General features: G+C 65.8%; 21 protein-coding genes. 16 read left to right on the top strand and 5 right to left on the bottom strand.

Annotated elements, in window-relative coordinates; translation table 11 throughout:
- Positions 1–4 precede the first annotated feature (4 nt).
- The 3 genes from AC1DIO_RS14900 to AC1DIO_RS14890 all read right to left on the bottom strand — a co-directional run bounded on the left by AC1DIO_RS14900 (position 5) and on the right by AC1DIO_RS14890 (position 6,679).
- Complete coding sequence (locus AC1DIO_RS14900) at positions 5–2,299, bottom strand: PAS domain-containing sensor histidine kinase (RefSeq protein ID WP_441489150.1); 2,295 nt, start codon at positions 2,297–2,299, stop codon at positions 5–7.
- Positions 2,300–2,518: 219 nt separating this feature from the next.
- Positions 2,519–5,164 (bottom strand): aminopeptidase N, encoded by a 2,646-nt coding sequence (gene pepN, locus AC1DIO_RS14895; protein ID WP_476853594.1) that lies wholly within the window; start codon positions 5,162–5,164, stop codon positions 2,519–2,521.
- A 78-nt stretch (positions 5,165–5,242) separates the two neighbouring features.
- Positions 5,243–6,679 (bottom strand): cation diffusion facilitator family transporter, encoded by a 1,437-nt coding sequence (locus AC1DIO_RS14890; RefSeq protein ID WP_476853593.1) that lies wholly within the window; start codon positions 6,677–6,679, stop codon positions 5,243–5,245.
- Between the two features lie 91 nt (positions 6,680–6,770).
- Between AC1DIO_RS14890 and AC1DIO_RS14885 the strand changes: the two genes are divergently transcribed.
- The 16 genes from AC1DIO_RS14885 (at position 6,771) to AC1DIO_RS14810 (ending at position 20,218) form a co-directional block, all read left to right on the top strand.
- A complete protein-coding gene (locus AC1DIO_RS14885) occupies positions 6,771–7,223 on the top strand; it encodes a VOC family protein (protein WP_441506607.1) in 453 nt (150 codons plus the stop codon).
- 132 nt (positions 7,224–7,355) lie between these two features.
- Positions 7,356–8,405, top strand: coding sequence for an aldose epimerase family protein (locus tag AC1DIO_RS14880; RefSeq protein WP_441506606.1), 1,050 nt, complete (start codon positions 7,356–7,358; stop codon positions 8,403–8,405).
- Positions 8,406–8,410: 5 nt separating this feature from the next.
- Positions 8,411–9,310, top strand: coding sequence for a PfkB family carbohydrate kinase (locus AC1DIO_RS14875; protein ID WP_476770115.1), 900 nt, complete (start codon positions 8,411–8,413; stop codon positions 9,308–9,310).
- An 89-nt stretch (positions 9,311–9,399) separates the two neighbouring features.
- The gene (locus AC1DIO_RS14870; RefSeq protein WP_441506604.1) at positions 9,400–10,290 is read left to right on the top strand and encodes an urease accessory protein UreD; all 891 of its coding nucleotides are present in this window, start codon (positions 9,400–9,402) and stop codon (positions 10,288–10,290) included.
- A gap of 10 nt (positions 10,291–10,300) precedes the next feature.
- Positions 10,301–10,624, top strand: a complete 324-nt coding sequence (locus tag AC1DIO_RS14865; protein WP_441506603.1) for a hypothetical protein — start codon at positions 10,301–10,303, stop codon at positions 10,622–10,624.
- Positions 10,621–11,241 (top strand): urease subunit gamma, encoded by a 621-nt coding sequence (locus AC1DIO_RS14860; protein ID WP_476853592.1) that lies wholly within the window; start codon positions 10,621–10,623, stop codon positions 11,239–11,241. The genes AC1DIO_RS14865 and AC1DIO_RS14860 overlap by 4 nt, the downstream gene beginning before the upstream one ends.
- A gap of 33 nt (positions 11,242–11,274) precedes the next feature.
- Positions 11,275–12,102, top strand: coding sequence for a DUF1003 domain-containing protein (locus AC1DIO_RS14855; RefSeq protein WP_476853591.1), 828 nt, complete (start codon positions 11,275–11,277; stop codon positions 12,100–12,102).
- Positions 12,103–12,143: 41 nt separating this feature from the next.
- Positions 12,144–13,880: an urease subunit alpha gene (ureC, locus tag AC1DIO_RS14850; protein ID WP_476853590.1), complete on the top strand. Its 1,737-nt coding sequence runs from the start codon at positions 12,144–12,146 to the stop codon at positions 13,878–13,880.
- A 133-nt stretch (positions 13,881–14,013) separates the two neighbouring features.
- Complete coding sequence (locus AC1DIO_RS14845; protein WP_476853589.1) at positions 14,014–15,054, top strand: ABC transporter substrate-binding protein; 1,041 nt, start codon at positions 14,014–14,016, stop codon at positions 15,052–15,054.
- 164 nt (positions 15,055–15,218) lie between these two features.
- Positions 15,219–15,527, top strand: coding sequence for a putative quinol monooxygenase (locus tag AC1DIO_RS14840; RefSeq protein WP_113514657.1), 309 nt, complete (start codon positions 15,219–15,221; stop codon positions 15,525–15,527).
- Between the two features lie 26 nt (positions 15,528–15,553).
- Positions 15,554–16,327 (top strand): urease accessory protein UreE, encoded by a 774-nt coding sequence (gene ureE, locus AC1DIO_RS14835; RefSeq protein WP_476853588.1) that lies wholly within the window; start codon positions 15,554–15,556, stop codon positions 16,325–16,327.
- 6 nt (positions 16,328–16,333) lie between these two features.
- Positions 16,334–17,011, top strand: a complete 678-nt coding sequence (locus AC1DIO_RS14830) for an urease accessory protein UreF (RefSeq protein WP_476853587.1) — start codon at positions 16,334–16,336, stop codon at positions 17,009–17,011.
- Entirely contained in the window at positions 17,008–17,640 is a 633-nt protein-coding gene (gene ureG, locus AC1DIO_RS14825; protein ID WP_441489162.1) for an urease accessory protein UreG, read from the top strand. The genes AC1DIO_RS14830 and ureG overlap by 4 nt, the downstream gene beginning before the upstream one ends.
- Positions 17,641–17,651: 11 nt before the next feature.
- Positions 17,652–18,230: a HupE/UreJ family protein gene (locus AC1DIO_RS14820; protein WP_476853586.1), complete on the top strand. Its 579-nt coding sequence runs from the start codon at positions 17,652–17,654 to the stop codon at positions 18,228–18,230.
- Positions 18,231–18,269: 39 nt separating this feature from the next.
- On the top strand, positions 18,270–18,854 hold the full coding sequence (locus AC1DIO_RS14815) for an ANTAR domain-containing response regulator (protein ID WP_441506595.1): 585 nt from the start codon (positions 18,270–18,272) through the stop codon (positions 18,852–18,854).
- Between the two features lie 221 nt (positions 18,855–19,075).
- Positions 19,076–20,218: an alpha-D-ribose 1-methylphosphonate 5-triphosphate diphosphatase gene (locus AC1DIO_RS14810; RefSeq protein ID WP_441506594.1), complete on the top strand. Its 1,143-nt coding sequence runs from the start codon at positions 19,076–19,078 to the stop codon at positions 20,216–20,218.
- 18 nt (positions 20,219–20,236) lie between these two features.
- Here the strand turns inward: AC1DIO_RS14810 and uxuA are convergent, their stop codons facing one another.
- Both uxuA and AC1DIO_RS14800 read right to left on the bottom strand, forming a co-directional pair.
- Positions 20,237–21,433 carry a mannonate dehydratase gene (gene uxuA, locus AC1DIO_RS14805; protein ID WP_476853585.1) on the bottom strand — a complete coding sequence of 399 codons (1,197 nt, stop codon included), beginning with the start codon at positions 21,431–21,433 and terminating at the stop codon, positions 20,237–20,239.
- 53 nt (positions 21,434–21,486) lie between these two features.
- Positions 21,487–22,179 (bottom strand): GntR family transcriptional regulator, encoded by a 693-nt coding sequence (locus AC1DIO_RS14800; protein WP_476853584.1) that lies wholly within the window; start codon positions 22,177–22,179, stop codon positions 21,487–21,489.
- Positions 22,180–22,278 lie beyond the last annotated feature (99 nt).

Raw genomic sequence — 22,278 nt, 5'->3', positions numbered from 1 at the left:
AGCCTTACGCAGCCTGGGCGTTGATCCGCCCGGCGCCCCCGTTCAGGGGCAGATGCACCATCACGATCGTGCCAGCGCCGCTGGTCGAGCGCAGGCGCAGCGAGCCGCCATGGAGCTCCGTCAGGGACCGGGCGATGGCGAGACCGAGGCCGGAGCCGCCATGGCTGCGGATGAGCTCGCCCTCGACCTGCTCGAAGGGCCGGCCGATACGGTCGATCTTCTCCTTCGGGATGCCGATGCCGGTATCCTCGACATAGATGTTGAGCGCGTCCGGCACCTGCCGCGTGCGGATGGCGACGCGCCCGCCGGTGGGGGTGAACTTGATCGCGTTGTCGAGCAGGTTCTGGAGAATCTGGTAGAGCGCATGCGGATCGGCGACGAGGTGCAGGTTCTTGGCCCCCTCGACGGTCAGGGTGAGGTCCTTGCGCGCGATCTGGTCCTGGGCCTCATGCACGGCCTCGGCCACGACGAGGTCGACCGCGACATCGGAGGCTTCCAACCGGCGCTTGCCGGATTCCAGCCGCGACATGTCGAGGATGTCGTTGATCACGCTGAGCAGATAGCCGCCGCTGGTGCGGATGTCGCGGACATACTCGACATAGCGTTCGCTGCCGAGGGCACCGAACATCCCGTTCTCCATGATCTCGGAGAAGCCGATGATGGCGTTGAGCGGCGTGCGCAGCTCGTGGCTCATATTCGCCAGGAATTCCGACTTGGCGCGGTTGGCGGTTTCGGCGGCAGCCTTCTGCTCGAGATAGCGCTCGGCGAGATCGGCGAGTTGCTGAGCCTGCGCCTCGAGCTTCTGGCGTGAGGCCTTGAGATTGGTGACATGCATCAGGAGTTCATGCTCGGACTGGGTGAGCCGCTCTTCCTGCTGCTTCAGCGTGGTGATGTCGGTGCCGACCGAAACCGAGCCGCCATCCTTCGTGCGGCGTCCGTTGATCTGGAGCCAGCGGCCATCGGAGAGGCGCGCCTCGTAGGAGGTGCCGTTCTCGCGGGAGTGGCGGGTCGGCTCGCGGTCGATATTGGGCTGGGCGCTGAGGCTCATCACCTCTTCGTGGCTCACGCCCCGATGGACGGCTTCGGCGGAAAGCTGGTGCAACTGCTGGTATTTGGCGTTGCAGAGCACGAGACGATTATCCGCGTCCCAGAGCACGAAGGCTTCCGAGATGGCCTCGACGGCATCGCGCAGGCGGGCATCGGCTGTCGCGGTCTGCTCGGCCATGCGGCGTTGCTCGGAGATGTCGACTGCGATGCCGACGAGGTGCTGCGAATGGGTGCGCCGGTCGGTGACCAGCTCGGCGCGGGCCTTGAGCCAGACCCAGCCGCCATTGACGTCGCGAACCCGGAATTCCTGGTCGAGATGGTCGGCCTCGCCGCGGCTGATCGCGTCGGCGAGCGCGTAGAGATCGACATCGGCCGGATGGATGAAGGCATTGACTTCGCCAAAGGACATGAAGTCGCCGGCGCGGTCATAGCCGAGCATCGCATACATCGAGTCCGACCAGTAGATGCGGCCGCGCGCGAGGTCCCAGTCCCAGAGGCCGCAATGGCCGCGGTTGAGCGCGGTATCGATACGTTCGCGCACGCAGTCGCAGTCCTCGTCGGCGGCGCGGGCGCGCTTCGACTGCATCAGGAAGGCGACGGTAAGGGCAGAAAGGACCAGCGCGGCCGAGCCGAACAGGATGGTGAGCGCGCGACTGCGCTCATTCCAGAGCGACAGCACCCGCGACGCGGGTTGCAAGACCGCAACCTGGCCGAGCGGGGCGGCGAGGTTGCGGACGGTCGCGAAGGTCTCAAGGCCGCCTGGGAGGACGATCTTCATGACGCCGGCCCGGTCGCCGAACACGGTCAGCGGCTGGGTCTGGCCAAGGAAATCGACCAGCGTGCGCCGGGCCTGTCCAATCACCGGCTCGCTGGCGATGACCTGACCGCTGGCATCGCTGACATGGACGAGGCGGCCATGTGAGGACAGGTGCTTGGTCGCAAGTGCGGCAAGAACAGTTGCAGGTGCCGCATCGATCTTTGTCGCGATGTCGAGTTCTCGCGCGATCAATGACGCGACGAGGTCGAGATCAGATATCGCATCCGACAATGCATCGTCACGCATCGCGGAGGTCTGGATATAGGCGCCGGCACCGAACAGGACAAAAAAGCCGAGGACGAGGGCAGGAATGACTTTGCGAAAGGTCGGCTCAGCCTTCTCAAACCGCTGGTAGAGCGGATGAGTCAGCGATCTTGCGACACCCAGAATCGTGCCTGCGCGCGTTGCCGCGCAGGTCGCGTTCGCACGCGCCATGCCCGTTCCCCCTTCGGATAACAGTACCGTCAGTAAGATCGGGAGACGTGCCGCATCCCCTCGAATCACCGCCAGTTGAATCCGACCGAATCGGTTTGTCTAGCTTTGAGTTGAATCAGGGGCTCAGAATTCACCCTATGGTTGTAGTAATTCATAGAATGAATCTTGTGCGGGTAATAAATCGTTAACGAACTGGACAGGCGGTGCGCGCCCCGCCTCTCAGGCGAGTGCGCGCTCTGCGATATCGGCGACGTCCCGCGACAGATTGGGGGTGCGCGACACCATGGTGAGGGCCGCCTGAGCGAGGCCGCGACGGCCCGGCTCCAGCGTGCGCCAGGTCTTGAAGGAACCGAGCAGGCGCGAGGCGATCTGGGGATTGGTCCGATCGAGCGCGATCACGATATCCGCCACGAAATCATAGCCGGCGCCATCGGGTCGGTTGAACTGCGTCAGGTTGGCGGCAAACCCGCCGATGAGCGAGCGGACGCGGTTCGGGTTGCCGAGCGAGAAGGTCGGGTGCCGCATCAGGTCCTTGACGCGGCCGAGCGTGCCGGGCTCGGCGATCAGAGCCTGCGCCATCAGCCATTTGTCGAGCGCGAGCGGCTCAGCCGCATAGCGCTCTGCGAAGCGCCGGATCAGGGCTTCGCGAGCCTCGCCCGGGATCAGCGTCATGGCGGCGAGTGCCGCAAGCCGGTCGGTCAGGTTGTCGGCGGCGCTGAACTGGGTGTCTGCGAGGCGCGCGCTGGTCTCGGGGGCGCCGATGGCGAGCAGTCCCAGCGCTTCGTTGCGCAGCGCCCTTCGCCCGGCTGCCGTGGCATCCGGCGAATAGAGGCTCTTATCGTCAAGCGCGTCGCGCAGGCTCGAAAGCCTGTCGGCCAGTGTCTTGCCGATCTGTGCCGAGAGCGCGCGGTGGGCCGCATGGATCCGGTCGGGATCGACATCCCGACCGATCTCGCGGGCGATATCGGCGGCGGCGGGCAGGCGCAGCACCTGGGCGGCAAAGGCAGGGTCGGCAAGCGCATGATCGCGCAGGAAGGCGTCGAGCGCTCCGGCGAGTTCCGTGGCCTTGTCGGCAAGCCCGGCGGCGCTGAGAGCTCCGCGCCCGGCGCTGGTCAACGCGCGCGTCGCGACCGTTTGGAGCGCTTGCCAGCGATTGAAGGAATCGCTGTCCGCAGAGAACAGGCGCAGCAGATCGGCATCGGCAAGATCGAGCTCCAGCCGCGCCGGGGCCGAAAAGCCGCGCAGCAAGGACGGGATCGGCGCCTCGTCCAGGCCCGTGAAGGTCACTGACAGCGACGGTTGGTCGAGCACGATTAGCCCGTCGCCCGCATAGGCATTCGAGTTGCTGTGGAGCGGCAGGTCGCCGGCCTTGCCGACGAGGCCGAGCGCGATCGGCAGCGCCACCGGCGCTTTCTGGGGCTGGCCGGGGGTCGGCGGCGTGCTCTGGGCGAGATCGAGCGTATAGCTCCTTGCGGCAGCATCGTAGCGGCCGGAGGCGACGATCGTTGGGGTGCCCGCCTGTTCGTACCAGCGCGCGAAATGGCTGAGATCCTGGCCCGAGCTCTCGGCGAAACAGGCCAGGAATTCCTCGATCGTCGCGGCGGTGCCATCGCAGCGCTCGAAATACAGATCCATGCCGCGCTTGAAGGCCTCGTCGCCGATCAGGACCTTGAGCATGCGGATCACCTCCGCGCCCTTCTCATAGACGGTCGGCGTGTAGAAGTTGTTGATTTCCTTGTAGGCGCGCGGCCTGACGGGGTGGGCGAGGGGCCCCGCATCCTCGGAGAACTGGGTTGCGCGCAGGGTCCGCACATCGGCGATGCGCTTCACCGGGCGGGAGCGCTCGTCGGAGGAGAATTCCTGGTCGCGGAAGACCGTGAGGCCTTCCTTCAGGCACAGCTGAAACCAATCGCGGCAGGTGATCCGGTTGCCGGTCCAGTTGTGAAAATACTCGTGCGCGATGATCGCCTCGATGCTGGCATAATCGCCATCGCTGGCGGTTTGCGGATCGGCCAGCACATATTTGTCGTTGAAGATGTTGAGGCCCTTGTTCTCCATCGCGCCCATGTTGAAATCCGACACGGCGACGACGTTGAACACGTCGAGATCATAGTTCCGGCCGAAGACGCGTTCGTCCCAGCGCATGCAGCGCACCAGCGAGTCCAGCGCCCAGCCGGCGCGGCTGCTCTTGCCGGGCTCGACATAGACGGCGAGCTCGACCTTGCGGCCATCGGCGGTGACATAGTCCTCGCGAACATGGTCGAGCGTGCCGCCGACCAGGGCAAACAGATAGGCGGGCTTGGGATGAGGGTCGTGCCAGACCGCGAAATGCCGGTCGGTGCCGGCGACATCCCCGGTCGCGACCCGGTTGCCGTTCGAGAGCAGGACCGGAGCCTCGGCCTTCTTCGCCTCCAGGCGCACGGTGTAGACCGACATCACGTCGGGGCGGTCGAGGAAATAGGTGATCCGGCGGAAGCCATCCGCCTCGCACTGGGTGCAGTAGACGTTGGACGAGCGATAGAGCCCCATCAGCTTGGTATTGGCCGAGGGGTTCAGCACCGTCTCGATGGTGAGGGTTAAGCCGCGCTGCGGTGGCGCGAGCACGGTCAGTCCCTGCGGCGTGGCGCTGTAGGCCGCAGCATCCAGCGTGGTTCCATCGAGCTTGAGCGAGACCAGCGTCAGCTCGTCCCCGTCGAGGACCAGCGCCGATCCCGGCTGCCCGGCCGGATTCGGCCTGAGGCCAAGCTGGGCCCGCACCTTCGTTTCATGCGCATCGAGAACGAAGTCGAGATCGACCGTATCGATCAGCCAGTCGGAGGGACGATAATCCTCGAGACGGATCAGGGGGGTATCTTCGGCGCGCATGGACAACCCTGGCGAAAACGACATCTGAGCCTTGTCTGTAGCCCGAGCCCCCTTCCGCTGAAAGTCCGTGCGCGCTGATCAGGCAGGCTGGCGCAGATGCGCAGGCTCGGCATGGCTGACCAGCCGGCAGACCTGCGGGCGCGCGATCCGGACGGCGCGCTCGATCGCGTCGACCGCGGCATGGACCGCCGCGACGTCGAGCGCCGGATCGACACGGCAGTGATAATTCACCACGAGACCGTTCGGGGTCTGGCGCACGCGGACGCTGTGGATGTCGTGGATCGGGCCGTCGAGTCCCGCGGCCTCCTTGGCAAGCGCCTTGCCGATATCCTCCACCGCGTCCCATGCGGCATTGTGGCCCGGCGGCGTGCCGGTTTCCATGGGCTCGATATGGGTCTCGACCTCTGTCTCGCCGCCGAACTCGGCGCGGATCGCGGTCTCGAGCCGGGTCGCGATCTCATGCGCCTCGCCGAGCGGCAGCCGGGAATCGACCTCCATATCGAGGCTGACCGAGAGTCGGTCGCCGATGCTGTGCACGGTGACGTGGTGCACCGGGATCTTGAGCTTGAGCGCGATCAGCAGAACCCGCTCGAGCGCGGTCTCATCATCGACCTGGATCGGGTTGGCGGTGACGGTGATCTCGGCCCCTGGCTCGACCTCGCGCAACGCCAGCACGAGCGCGTCCTTGATGGCGACGACACGGTCGAGCGGGAGCGTCCGCGAGACGCGAATTCCGATCTCGCCATGGGTCTGGCCGCCCGAAGGCCGAACCTTCAGCCATTCCACGGCGACGACGCCGGGCACAGCCCCGGCTGCGGCGGTCAGGCGCTCGCTCAGCCCGGCGGGGGCAGCGTCGAGCAATGTATTGATCGTGCGGCGCCCGAGCTTGAAGGCGGAATAGGCCATGAAGGCTGCGATCGCGAAGGCGGCGATCGTGTCGGCCCGCCCAAAGCCGAACCAGGCGGCGATGAGGCCGACGAGAACCAGGGCCGAGCCGACGAAATCCGCCGAAAAATGCGTCGCCTCGGCTGCCAGTGCCTCGCTGCCCGTTTCCGCCGCGACCTTGCGCAGCGAGTGCCAGCGGATCGCGTCGACGATCATGGAAAAGAGGATGACGCCAAGCACGATGGGCATGACGGTAACGGCGTCGACCGTACCGCTCCACAGCCGGCTGATCGCCTCCCAGAGGATAGCTCCGGCCAGCGTAAAGAGGATCGCGGTCTCGACCAGCGCCGCCAACGCCTCGACCTTGCCATGGCCGTAATGGTGCTCCGCGTCGGCCGGCTTGTCGGCCGCCCGCACCGCGAACCAGGTGAACAGAGTCGAGCCGATATCGATCAGCCCCTGCAAGGCATCGGTCAGCAGGGCGAGCGAGCCGGAGAGGATCGCAGCGATGCCCTTGGCTCCGGTCAGCAGGAGCGTCGCMATCACCGACAGCAAGGCAGCACGCTGCTTGATGCTGGAAATTGTCGCGGCGTCGGGGCGTTTCGTGTCCACGTCTTGCGTTCTCGTCATGGCCCGCCTCGCGCGCCGCCTCTTGGAAAGCAGAGCGTCTGGCCCGATTTAGGAGCGAGATCAACCCGGCCGAACAAGGGGAGCCCCAAGCATGCGATATCTCCACACCATGGTGCGTGTCACCGATCTCGACGCGTCACTCGATTTCTACGTGAACATGTTCGGCCTTGTCGAAACCCGCCGCATCGAAAATGAGAAGGGACGCTTCACGCTGGTCTTCCTGGCTGCGCCGGATGACGCCGCCGACGCCAAGGGCGCCGAAGGCAGCCGTGGCCGCCCCACGCTGGAGCTGACCTATAACTGGGATCCGGAAGTCTATACCGGCGGCCGCAATTTCGGTCACCTCGCCTATGAGGTCGACGATATCTACGCGACCTGCGACAAGCTGATGAAGGCGGGCGTCACGATCAACCGCCCTCCGCGCGACGGAAACATGGCTTTCGTCCGCTCTCCCGACAACATCTCGATCGAGATCCTGCAGAAGGGGCCCGCCAAGGCGCCGGCCGAGCCGTGGGCGAGCATGCCGAATACCGGGGTTTGGTGAGGGCCGAGGCGCCGGGCTCAAACGCCGGGCCCAAGCGCCAGACCCATGCGTGTGACCGTTGAGCACGGCGATGAAATCGGGCACGAGAGGGCGCGGCTTCGGCCGCGTTTCCTTGCTGGTGGTGTGATGCCCATGACCAAGCCTGCTATCGCCGCGACCCTTTCGGACGGCACGCCGATCCACGACATCGTGCTTCGCTCGCCCGGTGGGGCCGAGGCGCGTGTCATGGACTGGGGCGCGACGCTGCGCGATCTGCGCGTGCCGCTGACGAGCGGCCAGCCGCAGCGTGTCGTACTCGGGCTCGCCGATCCCGCCGATTATCCCCAGCACGCCTCGCATATGGGCGCGATCGCCGGACGCTTCGCCAACCGCATTGGCGGCGGGCGCTTCACGCTCGACGGCAAGACCTATCAGTTGCCTCTGAACGAGAACGGCCGGCATTCGCTGCATGGTGGCGGGCAGGGCTTTGGCAAGCGGCCCTGGACGATCCTGCATCATGACGCGGCAAGCGTGACGCTGGCCCTGGTCTCGCCTGACGGTGATGCCGGCTATCCCGGTGCGCTGAATCTCTGGTGCCGCTACAGCCTTGTCGGGGCAGCAACGCTGCGCATCGAACTCACCGCCACCACCGATGCGCCGACGATCGTCAATCTCGCGCATCACTCCTATTTCAAGCTCGATGATGGTCCCGACATTCTCGACCACGAGCTCGAGGTCCGCGCCAATCTGATGACGCCGGTCGATGCCGACCTGATCCCGGACGGATCGCTCGTTCCGGTTGCCGGCACGCCCTTCGATTTTCGCAAGCCGCGCGCGGTCCGCTTCGCAAACCCCGACGGCACGCGCTTCTGGTTCGATCACGACTATGTCCTCCTCCGCGACCAGTGTGAGCCGAGCGCGCTCGCCGGGCTGACGCTCGCCCATGCCGCGATCTTGCGCTCGTTGCGCAGTGGGCTCGCGATGCAACTCTGGACGACGGAGCCGGCGCTCCAGGTCTATGACGGCTTCAAGCTCAACACTGCCGTGGCGGGGCTCGATGGCCAGCCCTATGGTCCGAATGCCGGCATCGCGCTGGAACCCCAGCACGTGCCGGACTCACCCAATCTGCCGCATTTTCCCACGACCGTGCTGCGCCCCGGCGAGGTCTACCGGCAGGTCAGCGAATATCGCTTCAGCGGTTGAAATCCATGGCCGGCGTCTTCAGTCTCGGCATCGCAACCCTCGACTATGTCTACAGCGTCGAGACCATGCCGACGCGTGGCGAGAAATATCGCTCACGCGATCTGGCGGTGGTCGGTGGCGGCTGCGCCGGCAATGCCGCGGTCGCCATCGCGCGGCTTGGCGGTCAATCCTGGCTGGCGACCCGGCTCGCGGACGATCGTGTCGGCGACGAGATCGTGGCTGAGCTCGCAGACGAGGGCGTCAATACCCGCTTTGCCTTGCGCGCCGTGGGGTTGCGCTCACCGGTTTCAGCCATTCTTGTCGATGCCGCTGGCGAACGCATGGTCGTCTCCTATTCCGATCCGGCGATGCCGGAGAGCGCCGAGTGGCTCCCGAAAACCCTGCCGGATGGGGCGAAGGCGGTGCTCGCCGATACGCGCTGGGGCGAAGGAGCGCTCGCGGCGCTGAGGCTTGCGCGCCAGGCCGGTATTCCGGGCCTGCTCGATGGCGACCGTAGGCCGCCTCATCCCGATCTCGTGGCGACCGCAAGCCATGTCGCCTTCAGCGCCCAGGCCTTGCGTGAGGTTTCGGGGGAGGAGGATCCGCGCCTTGGCCTCGCCCGGGTCGGGCAGGGTGCAGCGACCTGGCTTGCCGTCACGCTCGGCAAGGAAGGGGTGCTCTTCATCGAAAATGGCGAAGTCGCGCATCTGCCGGCCTTCGCGGTCGAGACCGTCGACACGCTTGGCGCAGGGGATGTCTGGCATGGGGCTTTTGCGCTGGCGCTGGCCGAGGAACAGGACGAGCGCAGCGCCATCCGCTTCGCCTCGGCGGCCGCTGCGATCAAATGCACGCGCTTTGGCGGTCGCGCCGGCGCGCCGACGCGCGGCGAGGTGATGCGCTTCCTGATCGAGACCGGCCCCGGCTGAAGCGGCGCCCGTGGAACGGGCAGCGCCTGCCTGAAATTTGGGCGGCGCTGACGGCGCCACCTCTTGCCCGGCGAGGCCGCAGGCGGAGAATGGCTGAAGGTTCATTCGCGCCAGGGCCTTCGATGTTCGCGCCGCCGCTTCCGGCCTCTGCCGATCCGCTGTTGCCGGCCTATGTTCGGGCCAATGGCGGCGTGCGCCTGCGTTTCGCCAGGGTCGGCGAAGTGACGCGCCGGCTCGAGCTCGCCGAGTCCGGCGGCTACCGCGCCCGCTTCCCCGACACCTTCGCCTCAACCTGCGAGGCCGTGCTGATCAACACCGGCGGCGGCATGGCCGGTGGCGACGCGATGCGGGTCGATGCCGTCATCGAGGCGCAGGCCGAGGCGGTCATCACCACGCAGGCGGCCGAGAAGATTTATCGCAGCCAGGGCGCTGACACGCGGGTCGAGACCCATCTCTCGGTTGCTGCCGGGGCGAGCCTCGCCTGGCTGCCGCAGGAGAGCATCCTGTTTTCGGGCGCTCGCCTCGCCCGGAATCTGACGATTGACCTCGCCACCGACGCCCGCCTCGTCGCCTGTGAATCGATCGTCTTCGGCCGCATCGCCATGGGCGAGACGATGCAGCGCGGTGCCATTCACGATCGCTGGCGCATCCGCCGCGACGGCCGCCTGATTTTCGCCGACGAGCTTCGCCTTGACGGCGCGGTCGCCGCCACGCTGGAGCGGCCTGCCATTGCCGCCGGGGCGCGGGCCGTCGCAACCGTGATCGCCGCCGGCCCGGAGCATCCTGCCAGGCTCGATGAGCTTCGTGCGCTGCTTGCCGAGGATCCCGCCTGTGTCAGCGTCGAGGCCGGGGCCGGGCTCGTCTCCGGCCTTCTCGTCATTCGCCTTCTCTCCCGCGATGCCCAGGCGCTCCGTCGCGCCCTCGTCATGCTGCTTCGGCATGTCACGGGGCGTGCGCTGCCGCGCACATGGTCCACGTGAGGAGAGCACCATGCTGGCGATCCAAGGCCTGAAATGCATTTATGACACCGGCTCGCGGGGCTGGGCGGTCGAGCTCGCCCTCGCCGACGAGGGGGAAACCGTCACGCGTCGCTTCGACGTCGACGGGCCTGATGATGCCGAGATGCTGATCGAGGCCTTCGAGGAATCCACCACGAGCAGCTTCGATCCCGCCACCAGCGAGATCGTCTTCGCCTATGAATACGCCGATCTCGACCTCGATGAGGACGAGGCGGAAGACGAGGACGACGAAGAGGTCGAGACCTCGGAAGACGAGTCCGAAGAGGACGAGGAAGACGAGAAGGAAAAGGCATGAACCTGACGCCGCGCGAAAAGGACAAGCTGCTCGTCGCCATGGCTGCCATGGTGGCGCGGCGAAGGCTGGAGCGCGGCGTCAAGCTCAACTATCCGGAGGCCGTTGCGCTCATCACCGATTTCGTGGTCGAGGGTGCGCGCGACGGTCGTTCTGTCGCCGAGCTGATGGAGGCAGGCGCGCATGTGATCTCGGCCGACCAGGTCATGGACGGCATCGCCGAGCTGATCCATGACGTGCAGGTCGAGGCGACCTTTCCAGACGGGACCAAGCTCGTCACCGTGCATGAGCCGATCCGCGGCTCGGCCGGGCGCCTGAAGCCCGGCGAAGTGACGACGCTACCCGGCGACCTCATTCTCAATGAAGGTCGCGAGAGCCTGATGCTCGCGGTTGCCAATACCGGTKACCGGCCGATCCAGATCGGCTCCCACTATCATTTCTTCGAGGCGAATCCCGCGCTCTCCTTCGAACGCGAGAAGGCGAGGGGCTTTCGGCTCGATATTCCGGCGGGAACGGCTGTGCGCTTCGAGCCCGGCCAGACCCGCGAGGTCAGGCTCGTAGCGCTCGGCGGCAAGCGCGAGGTCTATGGCTTCCGGCAGGAGATCATGGGTAAGCTCTAGCGAGACCGATGCCGGTGCGGGGTGAGAGTGCCGATGACCGCGATCGCAGAGAAATCGTCACAACAACTGGCCGCGAACGGAAAGAAGCGCGGGACCTGCGCCATTTCGGGTGTCGAGACCAGCCGCAAGAACCTTGTCCCGCTTGCCACGCTGCGTCCTTCCCTGGCCGAGCGCATCCAGTCCGACTTCCCGCAGCTTACCGAGCAGAGCCTGATCAGCAAGGCGGAGCTCGCGCGCTACCGCACGCGCTATGTCGAGGAAATCCTGCGTGAGGAGCATGGCGAGTACACGGAGCTCGACCGTGAAGTCGTCGAAAGCATCGCCAAGCAGGACACCATCGCGGCGAATGTCGAGGACGATTTCGAGGAGCATCGCACGGTAGGGCAGCGCCTCTCCGACGGTCTCGCCGGCTTCGGCGGCTCCTGGGCCTTCCTGATCAGCTTTGGCGTCGTGCTGGCGATCTGGATGATGATCAATGTCGTGGAAGGGATGGACAAGGCCTTCGACCCCTATCCCTTCATCCTGCTGAACCTCGTCCTCTCCTGCATCGCGGCGATCMAGGCTCCGATCATCATGATGAGCCAGAAGCGGCAGGAGCAGAAGGACCGTCTGCGCTCGTTCAACGACTATCAGGTCAACCTCAAGGCCGAACTCGAGATCCGCCATCTGCACGAGAAGATCGACCATCTGATCACCCGGCAATGGCAGCGCCTGGCCGAGATCCAGCAGGTCCAGCTCGAGATGCTGCAGGAGGAGAGCCTGCGCGCTACCCGCCGCCGCAAGCCCGCGGGTGCGAAGGCCAAGACGAAGCGGCGCGCTGAGGACCGGCAGCCCAAATCGGAGCCGGATGCATCGGCCTGAGAATTGCTAACACGTCGCAAGAACCGACCAGGGACTTCGAGATGCCCTTTCCCTTTCCGCGCAATGCCTATGCCGCCATGTTCGGCCCGACGACCGGCGATACGGTGCGCCTCGGCGATACCGAACTCGTCATCAAGGTCGAGAAGGATTTCACCACCTATGGCGAGGAGGTGAAGTTCGGCGGCGGTAAGGTCATCCGCGACGGCATGGGCCAGAGCCAGGTCAGCAATGCCGCTGGTGCGGTCGATACCGTCATCACCAACGCGCTGATCCTCGACCATTGGGGCATCGTCAAGGCCGATATCGGTATCCGTGCCGGGCGCATCTGCGCCATCGGCAAGGCCGGCAATCCAGATATCCAGAACGGGTTCGGAAACTTCAACCCGTCCGAGACCATCATCGTCGGCCCCGGAACCGAGGTCATCGCCGGCGAAGGCAAGATCATCACTGCCGGCGGCTTCGACAGTCATATCCACTATATCTGTCCGCAGCAGATCGAGGACGCGCTGATGAGCGGCCTCACCACGATGCTGGGCGGCGGCACCGGCCCGGCCCATGGCACGCTCGCGACGACCTGCACGCCCGGCCCCTGGCATCTCGGCCAGATGATCAGGGCAGCCGACGCCTTCCCGATGAACCTCGCCTTTGCAGGCAAGGGCAATGCCGCGCTGCCGGGCGCGTTGACCGAGATGATCGAGGCCGGCGCCTGCGCGCTGAAACTGCATGAAGACTGGGGTACGACACCGGCCGCGATCGACAACTGCCTCTCCGTCGCCGACGACTACGACATCCAGGTGATGATCCACACCGACACGCTGAACGAGAGCGGGTTCGTCGAGGACACGATCGCAGCCTTCAAAGGCCGCACCATCCACGCCTTCCACACCGAGGGGGCCGGCGGCGGCCACGCGCCCKACATCATGAAGGTGGCGGGCCTCCCCAATGTGTTGCCGTCCTCGACCAACCCGACGCGGCCCTTCACGGTCAACACGCTCGACGAGCATCTCGACATGCTCATGGTCTGCCATCACCTCTCGCCCTCTATCCCTGAGGATCTCGCCTTCGCCGAAAGCCGCATCCGCAAGGAGACGATCGCGGCCGAGGACATCCTGCACGATCTCGGCGCGCTCTCGATGATGTCCTCGGATAGCCAGGCCATGGGGCGCATCGGCGAGGTCGTGACCCGGACCTGGCAGACCGCGCACAAGATGAAGGTGCAGCGCGGTCCGCTGCCACAGGACGCCGGCACCGGCGCCGATAATTTCCGCGCCAAGCGCTATGTCGCGAAATACACGATCAATCCGGCGATCGCGCATGGCATCTCGCGCCATATCGGCTCGATCGAGATCGGCAAGCTAGCCGATCTCGTGCTCTGGTCGCCGGCCTTCTTCGGCGCCAAGCCCGATCTCGTCCTCAAGGGTGGCATGATCGCGGCGGCGCCCATGGGCGATCCCAACGCCTCGATTCCGACGCCGCAGCCGGTGCATTACCGCCCGATGTTCGGCGCCTTCGGCAAGGCCGTGACCACGACATCGCTGGTCTTCGTCTCGCAGGCCGCGCTGGCGAATGGCCTCAAGTCCCGCCTCGGTACGGACAAGGAGATGGTCGCGGTCGAGAACACGCGTGGCGGCATCTCCAAGAAGAGCATGATCCACAACGACGCGACGCCCGACATCCGGATTGATCCGGAAACCTATGCGGTGGTGGCGGATGGCGAGTTGCTGGTTTGCGAACCTGCCAGCGAGCTGCCGCTGGCGCAGCGCTATTTCCTGTTCTGAGCGATTGAGTGGCGCCCTGGGCAGTGGACCGCATGGGCGCGCGCCGCTTCCGTATTGACTAGCCCGCTCGCGCATCCTTTCTTCGTCGGCAAATGAATTTGTCAGGCAGACAAGTTTGCCAGGGAGAGAGCTCGTGTCCGGTTTCCGTTTCGCTCGCCAGGCGTCGTTCTGGCTCGCCAGTGCTGCGCTTCTGGCCTCCTATCAGCCTGCCGCGGCGCAGGGGCAGGTCACGGTCTATTGCTCGATTCTCGAAGAGCAGTGTCGTGAGGGCGCGACGATGTTCGAGCGCGCCACCGGCATCAAGGTCTCGATGGTGCGCAAGAGCACGGGCGAGGTCTATGCGCAGGTCAAGGCGGAAGCCTCCAATCCGCGTGGCGATGTCTGGTGGGGCGGCCCCGGTGAGCCGCATCTGCAGGCCGCGGAGGAGGGGCTGCTCGACGAGTATCGTTCGCCCAAGCTCGCCGAGCTGCATGACTGGGCGCAGCGCCATGCCGAGCAGTCGAAATTCCGCACCTCCGGCATTTATCTCGGCGCGCTTGGCGTCGGCTACAACACCGAGATGCTGAAGAAGAAGGGCCTGCCCGAGCCGAAATGCTGGGCAGACCTGCTCGATCCGACCTATCGCGACGAGGTCCAGATTGCCGACCCGAGCTCGTCCGGCACGGCTTACGTCTTCCTCGCGACCACCGTGCAGCGCCTCGGCGAGGAGAAGGGCTTCGACTATCTCAAGGCCCTGCACAAGAACATCAATCAGTACACCAAGTCCGGCATCGCGCCGGTCAAGGCGACGGCGCTGGGCGAGACGGTGATCGGCATCGCCTTCATCCACGACATGCTGACGCAGAAGCTGCAAGGGGCGCCGATCAAGACCGTCGCGCCCTGCGAAGGCACGGGCTACGAGACCGGCTCGGTTTCGATCATCAAGGGCGGCAGGAATGCCGAGGCGGCGCGCCGTTTCATCGATTTCACGCTCTCGCCCGAGGCGCAGAACATCAATGCCAAGCTCAAGATCAACTCGATCCCGTCGAACAGGAACGCCGAACTCTCTCCCGACGCGCCAAAATTCTCGGAGATCAAGCTGATCGACTACGATACGCCGCGCTGGGGCAGTCCGGCCGAGCGCTCGCGCCTGCTGAAGAAGTTCGACACCGAGGTGAAGGCGCTGCCCCGGTAAGGGTGGCGAAATCTGGCTCCTCGCCTTCGCAAACACATCCCACGCATCCGGACCCTCTGCACCATTCTGCTGCAGAGGGCGCGGCGGCTGCATCCAGCCCGCCGAAACGTGCGTATTCTCTCTGGGCGGGTGAAGCGCCCTCAGGCACGAGAGGAGAACGCGGTATGTCGGATCCGGTTATCGTCATTGCGCGGGCGCGCATCCGCCCGGAAACCCGCGCAGCCTTTGTCGCTGCGGCGCAGGACTGTATCGCCGCGACACGTCGCGAACATGGCTGTCTCGCCTATGACATGCATGAGAGCATTACGGAGCCCGGGTATTTCGTGTCGGTGGAGAGCTGGGAGCAGCGCGAGCATATCGACCGCCACCTGCAGCAGCCGCATCTTCAGGCGTTCCTCGAGATCGCGGGGGCTTGCGTCACGACGCCTCCGGTGATCGAAGTGGTCGAGCCGCGATCGGTCGATCGCCTCTGATCCATTTCGTTGTCACGGGTACCATCATGCTGCGCGCCACCTCCGTCGTCCGCAAGGCCGCGGTCAAGCAGGACAAGGTCGTTGAGACCCTGACGCTCGACCATGAGGATCGCAATCGCCGCCGCATCGCGCTGAAAGGCGATGGCGGGCGCGAGATCCTCCTCGATCTCGACAAGCCGACGGTTCTGAACGATGGCGATGCCGTGAAGCTCGAAGACGGCGGCCTGGTCCTGGTCAGGGCCGCTGCGCAGAGCCTGCTCGAAGTGCGGGCCGAGAACCCATTGCGGCTGATGCGCGTCGCCTGGCATATCGGCAACCGGCACACGCCCGCGGAAATCACGGCGGACGCGATCTATATCGAGAACGACCATGTCCTCGCCGAGATGGTCCGTGGCCAGGGCTGCGCCATGAGCGTGGTCGAACGTCCGTTCCAGCCCGAGCGCGGAGCCTATGATCACGGTCACGCCCACGACCATGAACACGGTCATGATCACGATCACGCGCATGATGCATCCTGCGGCTGCGGGCACGATCACGGCCACGCTCATCACGACAAGGGGCACGCTCACGCCGGCCTGGATCATGCTCACGACCACCATGGCCATAACCACCATGGGCACGACCACCACGAGAACAAACGTGATGATCACGCGAACCACGCCCACGCCCACGCGCATGCCCACGGCGCGGATTGCGGCTGTGGCCACGACCACGGCCATGGCGATCATKATCACAAGCATGACGACGGCCACCATCATGGCGCCGAACACGCGCACAAGGGTCACAAGCACGACCATTGAGGGCTGATGTCGCACGCCCATCTGCGGTTGATGGTCTGGCTTTCGCCGTCCTTCCCGGTCGGCGCTTTTGCCTATTCGCATGGGCTGGAATGGGCCTTCGAGGCCGGCGACCTCACCAATGCCGACACGCTTCGCGATTGGCTCGAGGCGCTCGTCGGCCATGGCTCCCTCCATAACGACCTCGTCCTGTTCACGTGCGCCTACAACGCCCTCGGGGCTGAGGACGGCGCGGCGCTGAGCGAGGTGGCGGAGCTGGCCCTGGCGCTGGCGAACTCCGCGGAGCGGAGGCTGGAAACGGTGACGCAGGGCAATGCGTTCGTCGCGGCCGTTCGCGCCGCCTGGCCCTGCGCGGCATTTGATCGGCTCCGCGCTGCCTGGGAGGGCGACGTCGCCTATCCCGTCGCGGTCGCGTCCGCCGCCAGCGGCCATGACCTGCCGCTGCGCCCGGCGCTGGAAGCCTACAGCCTCGCCTTCGTCGCCAATCTGGTTTCGGCCTCGGTCAGGCTCGGCATCATCGGCCAGACCGACGGGCAGAGGATCACGGCTGGGCTGGTGCCGTCCTTGCATGCGGCTGCCACGCGCGCGGAAACCGCGACGCTCGCCGATCTCGGCGGCTGCGCGCTGCGCTCGGACCTTGCGTCCCTGCGCCACGAAACCCAGTATTCGAGGCTGTTCCGCTCATGATCCGCTCTCCCCACGGCCCCTTGCGCGTCGGCATCGGCGGCCCGGTCGGTTCCGGCAAGACCGCCCTGATGGAGGTGCTCTGCAAGCGCATGCGCGATCGTTACGATCTCTGCGCCATCACCAATGACATCTACACCAAGGAGGATGCGCGTCTCCTGACCGTTGCAGGAGCGCTGCCGGAGGAGCGCATCATGGGCGTCGAGACCGGCGGCTGCCCGCATACCGCCATTCGCGAGGATTGTTCGATCAACCTCGCCGCGGTCGAGGAAATGCGCGGCAAATTTCCCGCGCTCGACCTGATCCTGATCGAGTCCGGCGGAGATAATCTGGCGGCGACCTTCTCGCCCGAACTCGCCGATCTGACGATCTACGTGATCGATGTCGCAGCCGGCGAGAAGATCCCGCGCAAGGGCGGCCCGGGCATCACCCGCTCGGACCTGCTCGTCATCAACAAGACCGATCTCGCTCCGCATGTTGGCGCGGATCTTGCTGTGATGGACCGGGACTCAAGAACCATGCGGGGCAAGCGACCCTTCGTCTTCACCAATACGCGGGAGGGCGAGGGCGTCGATGCGGTGGTGGATTTCATCGAGACCGTGGGCGGCCTGAAGGCGATCGCCCCGGGATAGAGGAGGCGAACATGCTGACGCGGTTGACGGGCGCCCTGGCGTCGCTCGTGACGATGATGGCGGCACCCGCCCTTGCCCATACCGGAGTGGGCTCCGTAGATGGTCTCGTTCACGGGCTGCAGCATCCGCTCACCGGGTTGGATCATGCGCTGGCGATGATCGCGGTCGGCCTCTGGGCCGGGCTCGTCGGTGGCAGGGCGCGCATCGCCTACCCCATCACCTTCGTTTCGGCCATGGCGCTGGCCGGGCTCTGGGCGATGTCCGGCGGACCGCTTCCAGGCGCGGAGGTCGGTATCGCCTTTTCCATCGTCATCCTCGGGCTTGCCATCGCACTCAATCTCGCGCCGCCGCTCGCTGCCGGCGCCCTTGCCTGCGGGATCTTCGCGATCTTCCACGGCTTTGCCCATGGCGCCGAGATGCCGGAGGATGCCAGCGGTGTGAGCTATGCGATCGGCTTTGTGATCGCGACATCTGCCCTGCATGGAGTAGGCTTGCTTCTTGCGGGCCAGCTTGCGGTGCGGATGCCGCAGCTTGCCCGCATCGCCGGTGGTGGTTTCATTCTGGCAGGTGTCGCAATCCTGTCGGGCTGAGGACGGGCCTTATCCTCACTGCGTTAGGCGTCGTGGCTCATGACACCTGCGTTGAAAATTCTGATCGTCGACGCCAACCCGGTCCGGGCTGCCATTCTCGACGAGGGCTTGCGCGAGGCGGGCTTTACCGATCTCGTCCAAATCGGTGCGACAAACGGGCAAGTCACTAGCGTTGAGTCACATGACCCCGATGTAGTCGTGATCGATCTCGCGAGCCCCGACCATCATGCGCTGGCTGAGGCATTTTTGGTCAGCCAGCGCCCGAAGCGGCCGGTCACCCTGTTCGTCGAGCCGCCGGATCCGGCCTTGATCGAGGCGGCCGTCGAGGCAGGGGTCGCGGTCTATGCCGTCGACGGGCTGAACCGGGCGGCGCTCAAGCCGATCCTCCAGGCCTGCATCAGTCGCTTCGACGCTGCCTCGAAGCTGCGCGAGGGGCTGGACGAGGTGCGGTCGCAGCGCGACGACCGCGCGCTGATCGATCATGCCAAGGGGATCGTCATGCGCCTCAAGGGGCTCCCCGAAGCGGAGGCCTATGCCCTGATGCGCCGCACCGCGATGAACGAGAAGCGCAAGCTGGTCGACATCGCCCGTTCCATCATCACCGCGACCGAGGTCTTGAAATGATCCTGGGCCGGAGCGTCACCGTCCTGCGCCTCGCCGATGCCGCCGCTTGCTGATCGCAGTGGACGATGCCGGCTTTGCGGAAGGCCGCCCGGTCGATGACGTTGTCGCCGGTCTCGGTGCGTTGAACAAGGCCGGACGCCATCCTGACCGGCCCGCTTGTCATTCTGCCGTCATGCTGACCCGTCAAGCGCGCCCTCCCAGGGGCTGCGGCGGAGGCGGGCGTGTCACTTCATATCACGGGCGGAACAGTTCTGACCGCCGCGCTCACCCGTGCCGATCTCGTCACCGATGGATCGTCCATCGCTGCGCTCGATGCGTCTCCTCCTGCCGGCGCCTTGCGCCTGGACGCCACCGGCCTGCTCGTCCTGCCGGGCATGGTCGATTGTCATGGTGATGCCTTCGAGCGGCACATCATGCCGCGACCGCGCGTGTCGTTCGATATCGATCTCGCTCTGCGCGATGCCGATCGCGCCATGCTGAGCTGCGGTATCACCACGGCCTTCCACGGCGTCACCTGGTCCTGGGAACCCGGCCTGCGCGGAGCCGGTAATGCGCGGCGCCTGGTCGAGGCGATTGCACGGCTCGGGCCGGAACTTGGGGCCGATACCCGATTTCATTTGCGCCACGAGACCTTCAACCTCGATGCCGAGGCCGAGATTATCGAGTGGCTGCAGGCGGGGCGCGTCGGAGTGCTGGCCTTCAACGACCATACCGGCGGCATCCTCAAGGAGACGACCCGGCCGGACAAGGTCGCCAAGATGGTCGAGCGCACCGGCCTCTCACATGCCGACTTCATGGCCCTGGCGCAGAACGCCCATGACCGCGGCGACGACGTGCCGGAATCGGTMGCGCGGCTGGCGAAGGCCTCGCTGGCCGCCGGCATTCCGACGCTCTCGCATGACGACATGAGCCCGGACATGCGGCGTTGGTATCGCTCGCTCGGCGTGACCGTGGCGGAGTTCCCGATGGATGAGGCGACGGCGCGCGAGGCGGTCGCGCATGACGAGGCGACGGTGTTCGGCGCGCCCAATGTCGTACGCGGCGGTTCGCATACCGGCTGCCCGGCCGCCGAGGATATGGTCGGCAAGCGGCTCTGCACCATTCTGGCGTCGGATTACTATTATCCGGCGCTGCTGCTGGCGCCCTTCATGCTGGCGCGCAACGGCACGGCGAGCTTTCCCGAGGCCTGGAGGCTGGTTTCCGAGGCCCCGGCGGAAGCCCTTGGCCTGGCCGATCGCGGCGTCATTGCGCCGGGCAGGCGGGCGGATCTGATCATCGTCGAGGATGCGCCGCAGCCGCGCGTCGTTGCGACGATTGCTGGCGGCAAGCTGGTGCAGCTCGCCGATCAGCGTCTTCTGGCCTAAGTAGCGTCCCTGGCCTGATCAGGCGTCGTAGCCGCGCAGGCTGGTCAGGGTGGCCATCACGCCGCGCAGCTCCGCGAGGCCGCGCAGGCGGCCGACGGCCGGATAGCCCGGGAAGCTGCCCTTGCCGATATCGTCGAGCAGTTCATGGCCGTGATCGGGCCGCATCGGGATGCGCCAATGGCGCCAGCCGGCGGCCTTGCGGCGCTGCTCCTCGACCATCAGCACATCGACCAGCGCCACCATGTCGGTGTCGCCGCCGAGATGCTCTGCCTCCATGAAGGAGCCGTCCGGATCCTTGGCGACATTGCGCAGATGCGCGAACCAGATCCGGTCGGCGAAGCGCCGGGCGATTCCGGGCACGTCGTTCCCTGGGTTGGCCCCCAGCGAGCCCGAGCACAGCGTCAGGCCATTGGACGGGGTATCGACCGCACTGAGTATGAAGGCGATGTCGCTCTCGTCCKAGCAGATGCGCGGCAGGCCGAAGAGTGGGCGCGGCGGATCGTCGGGGTGAATGCACATGCGAATCCCGACCTCTTCCGCAGTCGGGATCACCGCCTCGAGGAACCGCTTCAGATTGGCGCGCAACCCGTCATGGCTCATCTCATGATAGCGCGCGAGCATGCGCTTCAGGCCGGGCACGTCATAGCGATCATAGGCGCCGGGCAGCCCGGCCATGATATTGGCGAGCAGACGGGCGCGATCGGCCTCGGTCGAGCGCTCGAACCAGGCCTTGGCCCGGTCCATCACCTCGGCAGAGTGGCCGTCGGCGGCGCCAGGTCGCTCCAGCATGAAATGGTCGAAGGCGACATATTCATGCAGGTTGAAGCGCAGCGCCGTGCCGCCGCCGGGCAGGGGGCAGGCGAGTTCGGTCCGGGTCCAGTCGAGAACCGGCATGAAGTTGTAGCAGACCACCTCGATGCCGCAGGCGGCGAGATTGCGCAGCGACTGGCGGTAGTTGACGAAGATCGGCTCGAGATCGCCTTCGCCGATCTTGACGCTTTCATGGATCGGCAGGCTCTCGACCACGGACCAGCGCAGGCCGAGGCTCTTGTCCTTTTCGATGATCGCCTTGCGCGCCTCGATCTCCTCGACGCTCCAGACGACGCCATAGGGAATCTGATGCAGCGCGTTGACGATGCCTTGCGCGCCCGCCTGCCGTGCCTGGGCGAGCGTCACCACATCGTCCGGCCCGAACCAGCGCCAAGTTTGTTCCATCGTCGCGTTCCTTCCTTGTCGTTTCTTGTCGTGATGCAGAGAATGCGGCCGGCTCAGGCCTTGCGGATCGGGGTGTTGGCGACGAAGGCGTCAACATGATTGCGTGCGATCGCCTCGATGGCGTCGAACACCGTGCGCAGATGCGCCCGCATTGCCGTCTCGGCGCCGAGCACGTCGCCGGCGCTGACCCTCGCGGCGATCTCGCGATGCTGGTCCATGATCATGCCGGGCCAGGACGCGGCCTCGAGCGACAGGCAGCGCACGCGGTCAAGCTGCGCCTTGACGCCTTCGATCAGGCCCCAGACCGAGGGGTGTCCCGATAGCCGCGAGAGCTCGGCATGGAAGGCCTCGTCAGCACGGAAGAAATTGACGCGATCGCCCACTGCGAGCGCTTGTTCCTGCTGGGTGATCAGCCGTTCCAGTGCGGCGCGCCCGGCATCGTCGATCCGCTGCGCAGCCAGCGTGACAGTGCGGCATTCCAAGGTTTCGCGCACGAACTGGCTGTCATAGACTGCCGCCAGATCGATCGGCGCGACGAAGGTGCCGACCTGCGGCACGACCACCAGGAAACCTTCGTCGACCAGTCGCTTGAAGGCCTCGCGCACGGGCGTGCGGCTGACCCCGAACTGGACGGCCATCCGCGCTTCCGACATCGCCTCGCCCGGCAGGAGCACCGCGTTGAGGACGTCGTCCCGCAAGGCGCGGTGAATCTGGTCTGTGCTTTGTCGTGCCGCTGCGCTGCCCATTGCCAAGCTCTGGTCCACTAGTATACTAGGATACCGGGCAATCCGAGGCGGCGTCAATGTGAACTTCGCCGAGGCTGATGCCGAAAGGTGTCTAAGAAT

Source organism: Allobosea sp. 05T439, from assembly GCF_056396005.1.
The sequence above is the reverse complement of the archived record's forward strand: the minus strand, read 5'-3'. Positions and strand labels throughout refer to the sequence as shown.

Bases quoted from the DNA above. Each gene is read 5' to 3' on its own strand.
- AC1DIO_RS14900 (WP_441489150.1), bottom strand. From the start codon at position 2,299: ATGGCGCGTGCGAACGCGACCTGCGCGGCAACGCGCGCAGGCACGATT.
- pepN (WP_476853594.1), bottom strand. From the start codon at position 5,164: ATGCGCGCCGAAGATACCCCCCTGATCCGTCTCGAGGATTATCGTCCC.
- AC1DIO_RS14885 (WP_441506607.1), top strand. From the start codon at position 6,771: ATGCGATATCTCCACACCATGGTGCGTGTCACCGATCTCGACGCGTCA.
- AC1DIO_RS14880 (WP_441506606.1), top strand. From the start codon at position 7,356: ATGACCAAGCCTGCTATCGCCGCGACCCTTTCGGACGGCACGCCGATC.
- AC1DIO_RS14875 (WP_476770115.1), top strand. From the start codon at position 8,411: ATGGCCGGCGTCTTCAGTCTCGGCATCGCAACCCTCGACTATGTCTAC.
- AC1DIO_RS14870 (WP_441506604.1), top strand. From the start codon at position 9,400: ATGGCTGAAGGTTCATTCGCGCCAGGGCCTTCGATGTTCGCGCCGCCG.
- AC1DIO_RS14865 (WP_441506603.1), top strand. From the start codon at position 10,301: ATGCTGGCGATCCAAGGCCTGAAATGCATTTATGACACCGGCTCGCGG.
- AC1DIO_RS14840 (WP_113514657.1), top strand. From the start codon at position 15,219: ATGTCGGATCCGGTTATCGTCATTGCGCGGGCGCGCATCCGCCCGGAA.
- AC1DIO_RS14830 (WP_476853587.1), top strand. From the start codon at position 16,334: ATGTCGCACGCCCATCTGCGGTTGATGGTCTGGCTTTCGCCGTCCTTC.
- ureG (WP_441489162.1), top strand. From the start codon at position 17,008: ATGATCCGCTCTCCCCACGGCCCCTTGCGCGTCGGCATCGGCGGCCCG.
- AC1DIO_RS14820 (WP_476853586.1), top strand. From the start codon at position 17,652: ATGCTGACGCGGTTGACGGGCGCCCTGGCGTCGCTCGTGACGATGATG.
- AC1DIO_RS14815 (WP_441506595.1), top strand. From the start codon at position 18,270: ATGACACCTGCGTTGAAAATTCTGATCGTCGACGCCAACCCGGTCCGG.
- AC1DIO_RS14800 (WP_476853584.1), bottom strand. From the start codon at position 22,179: ATGGGCAGCGCAGCGGCACGACAAAGCACAGACCAGATTCACCGCGCC.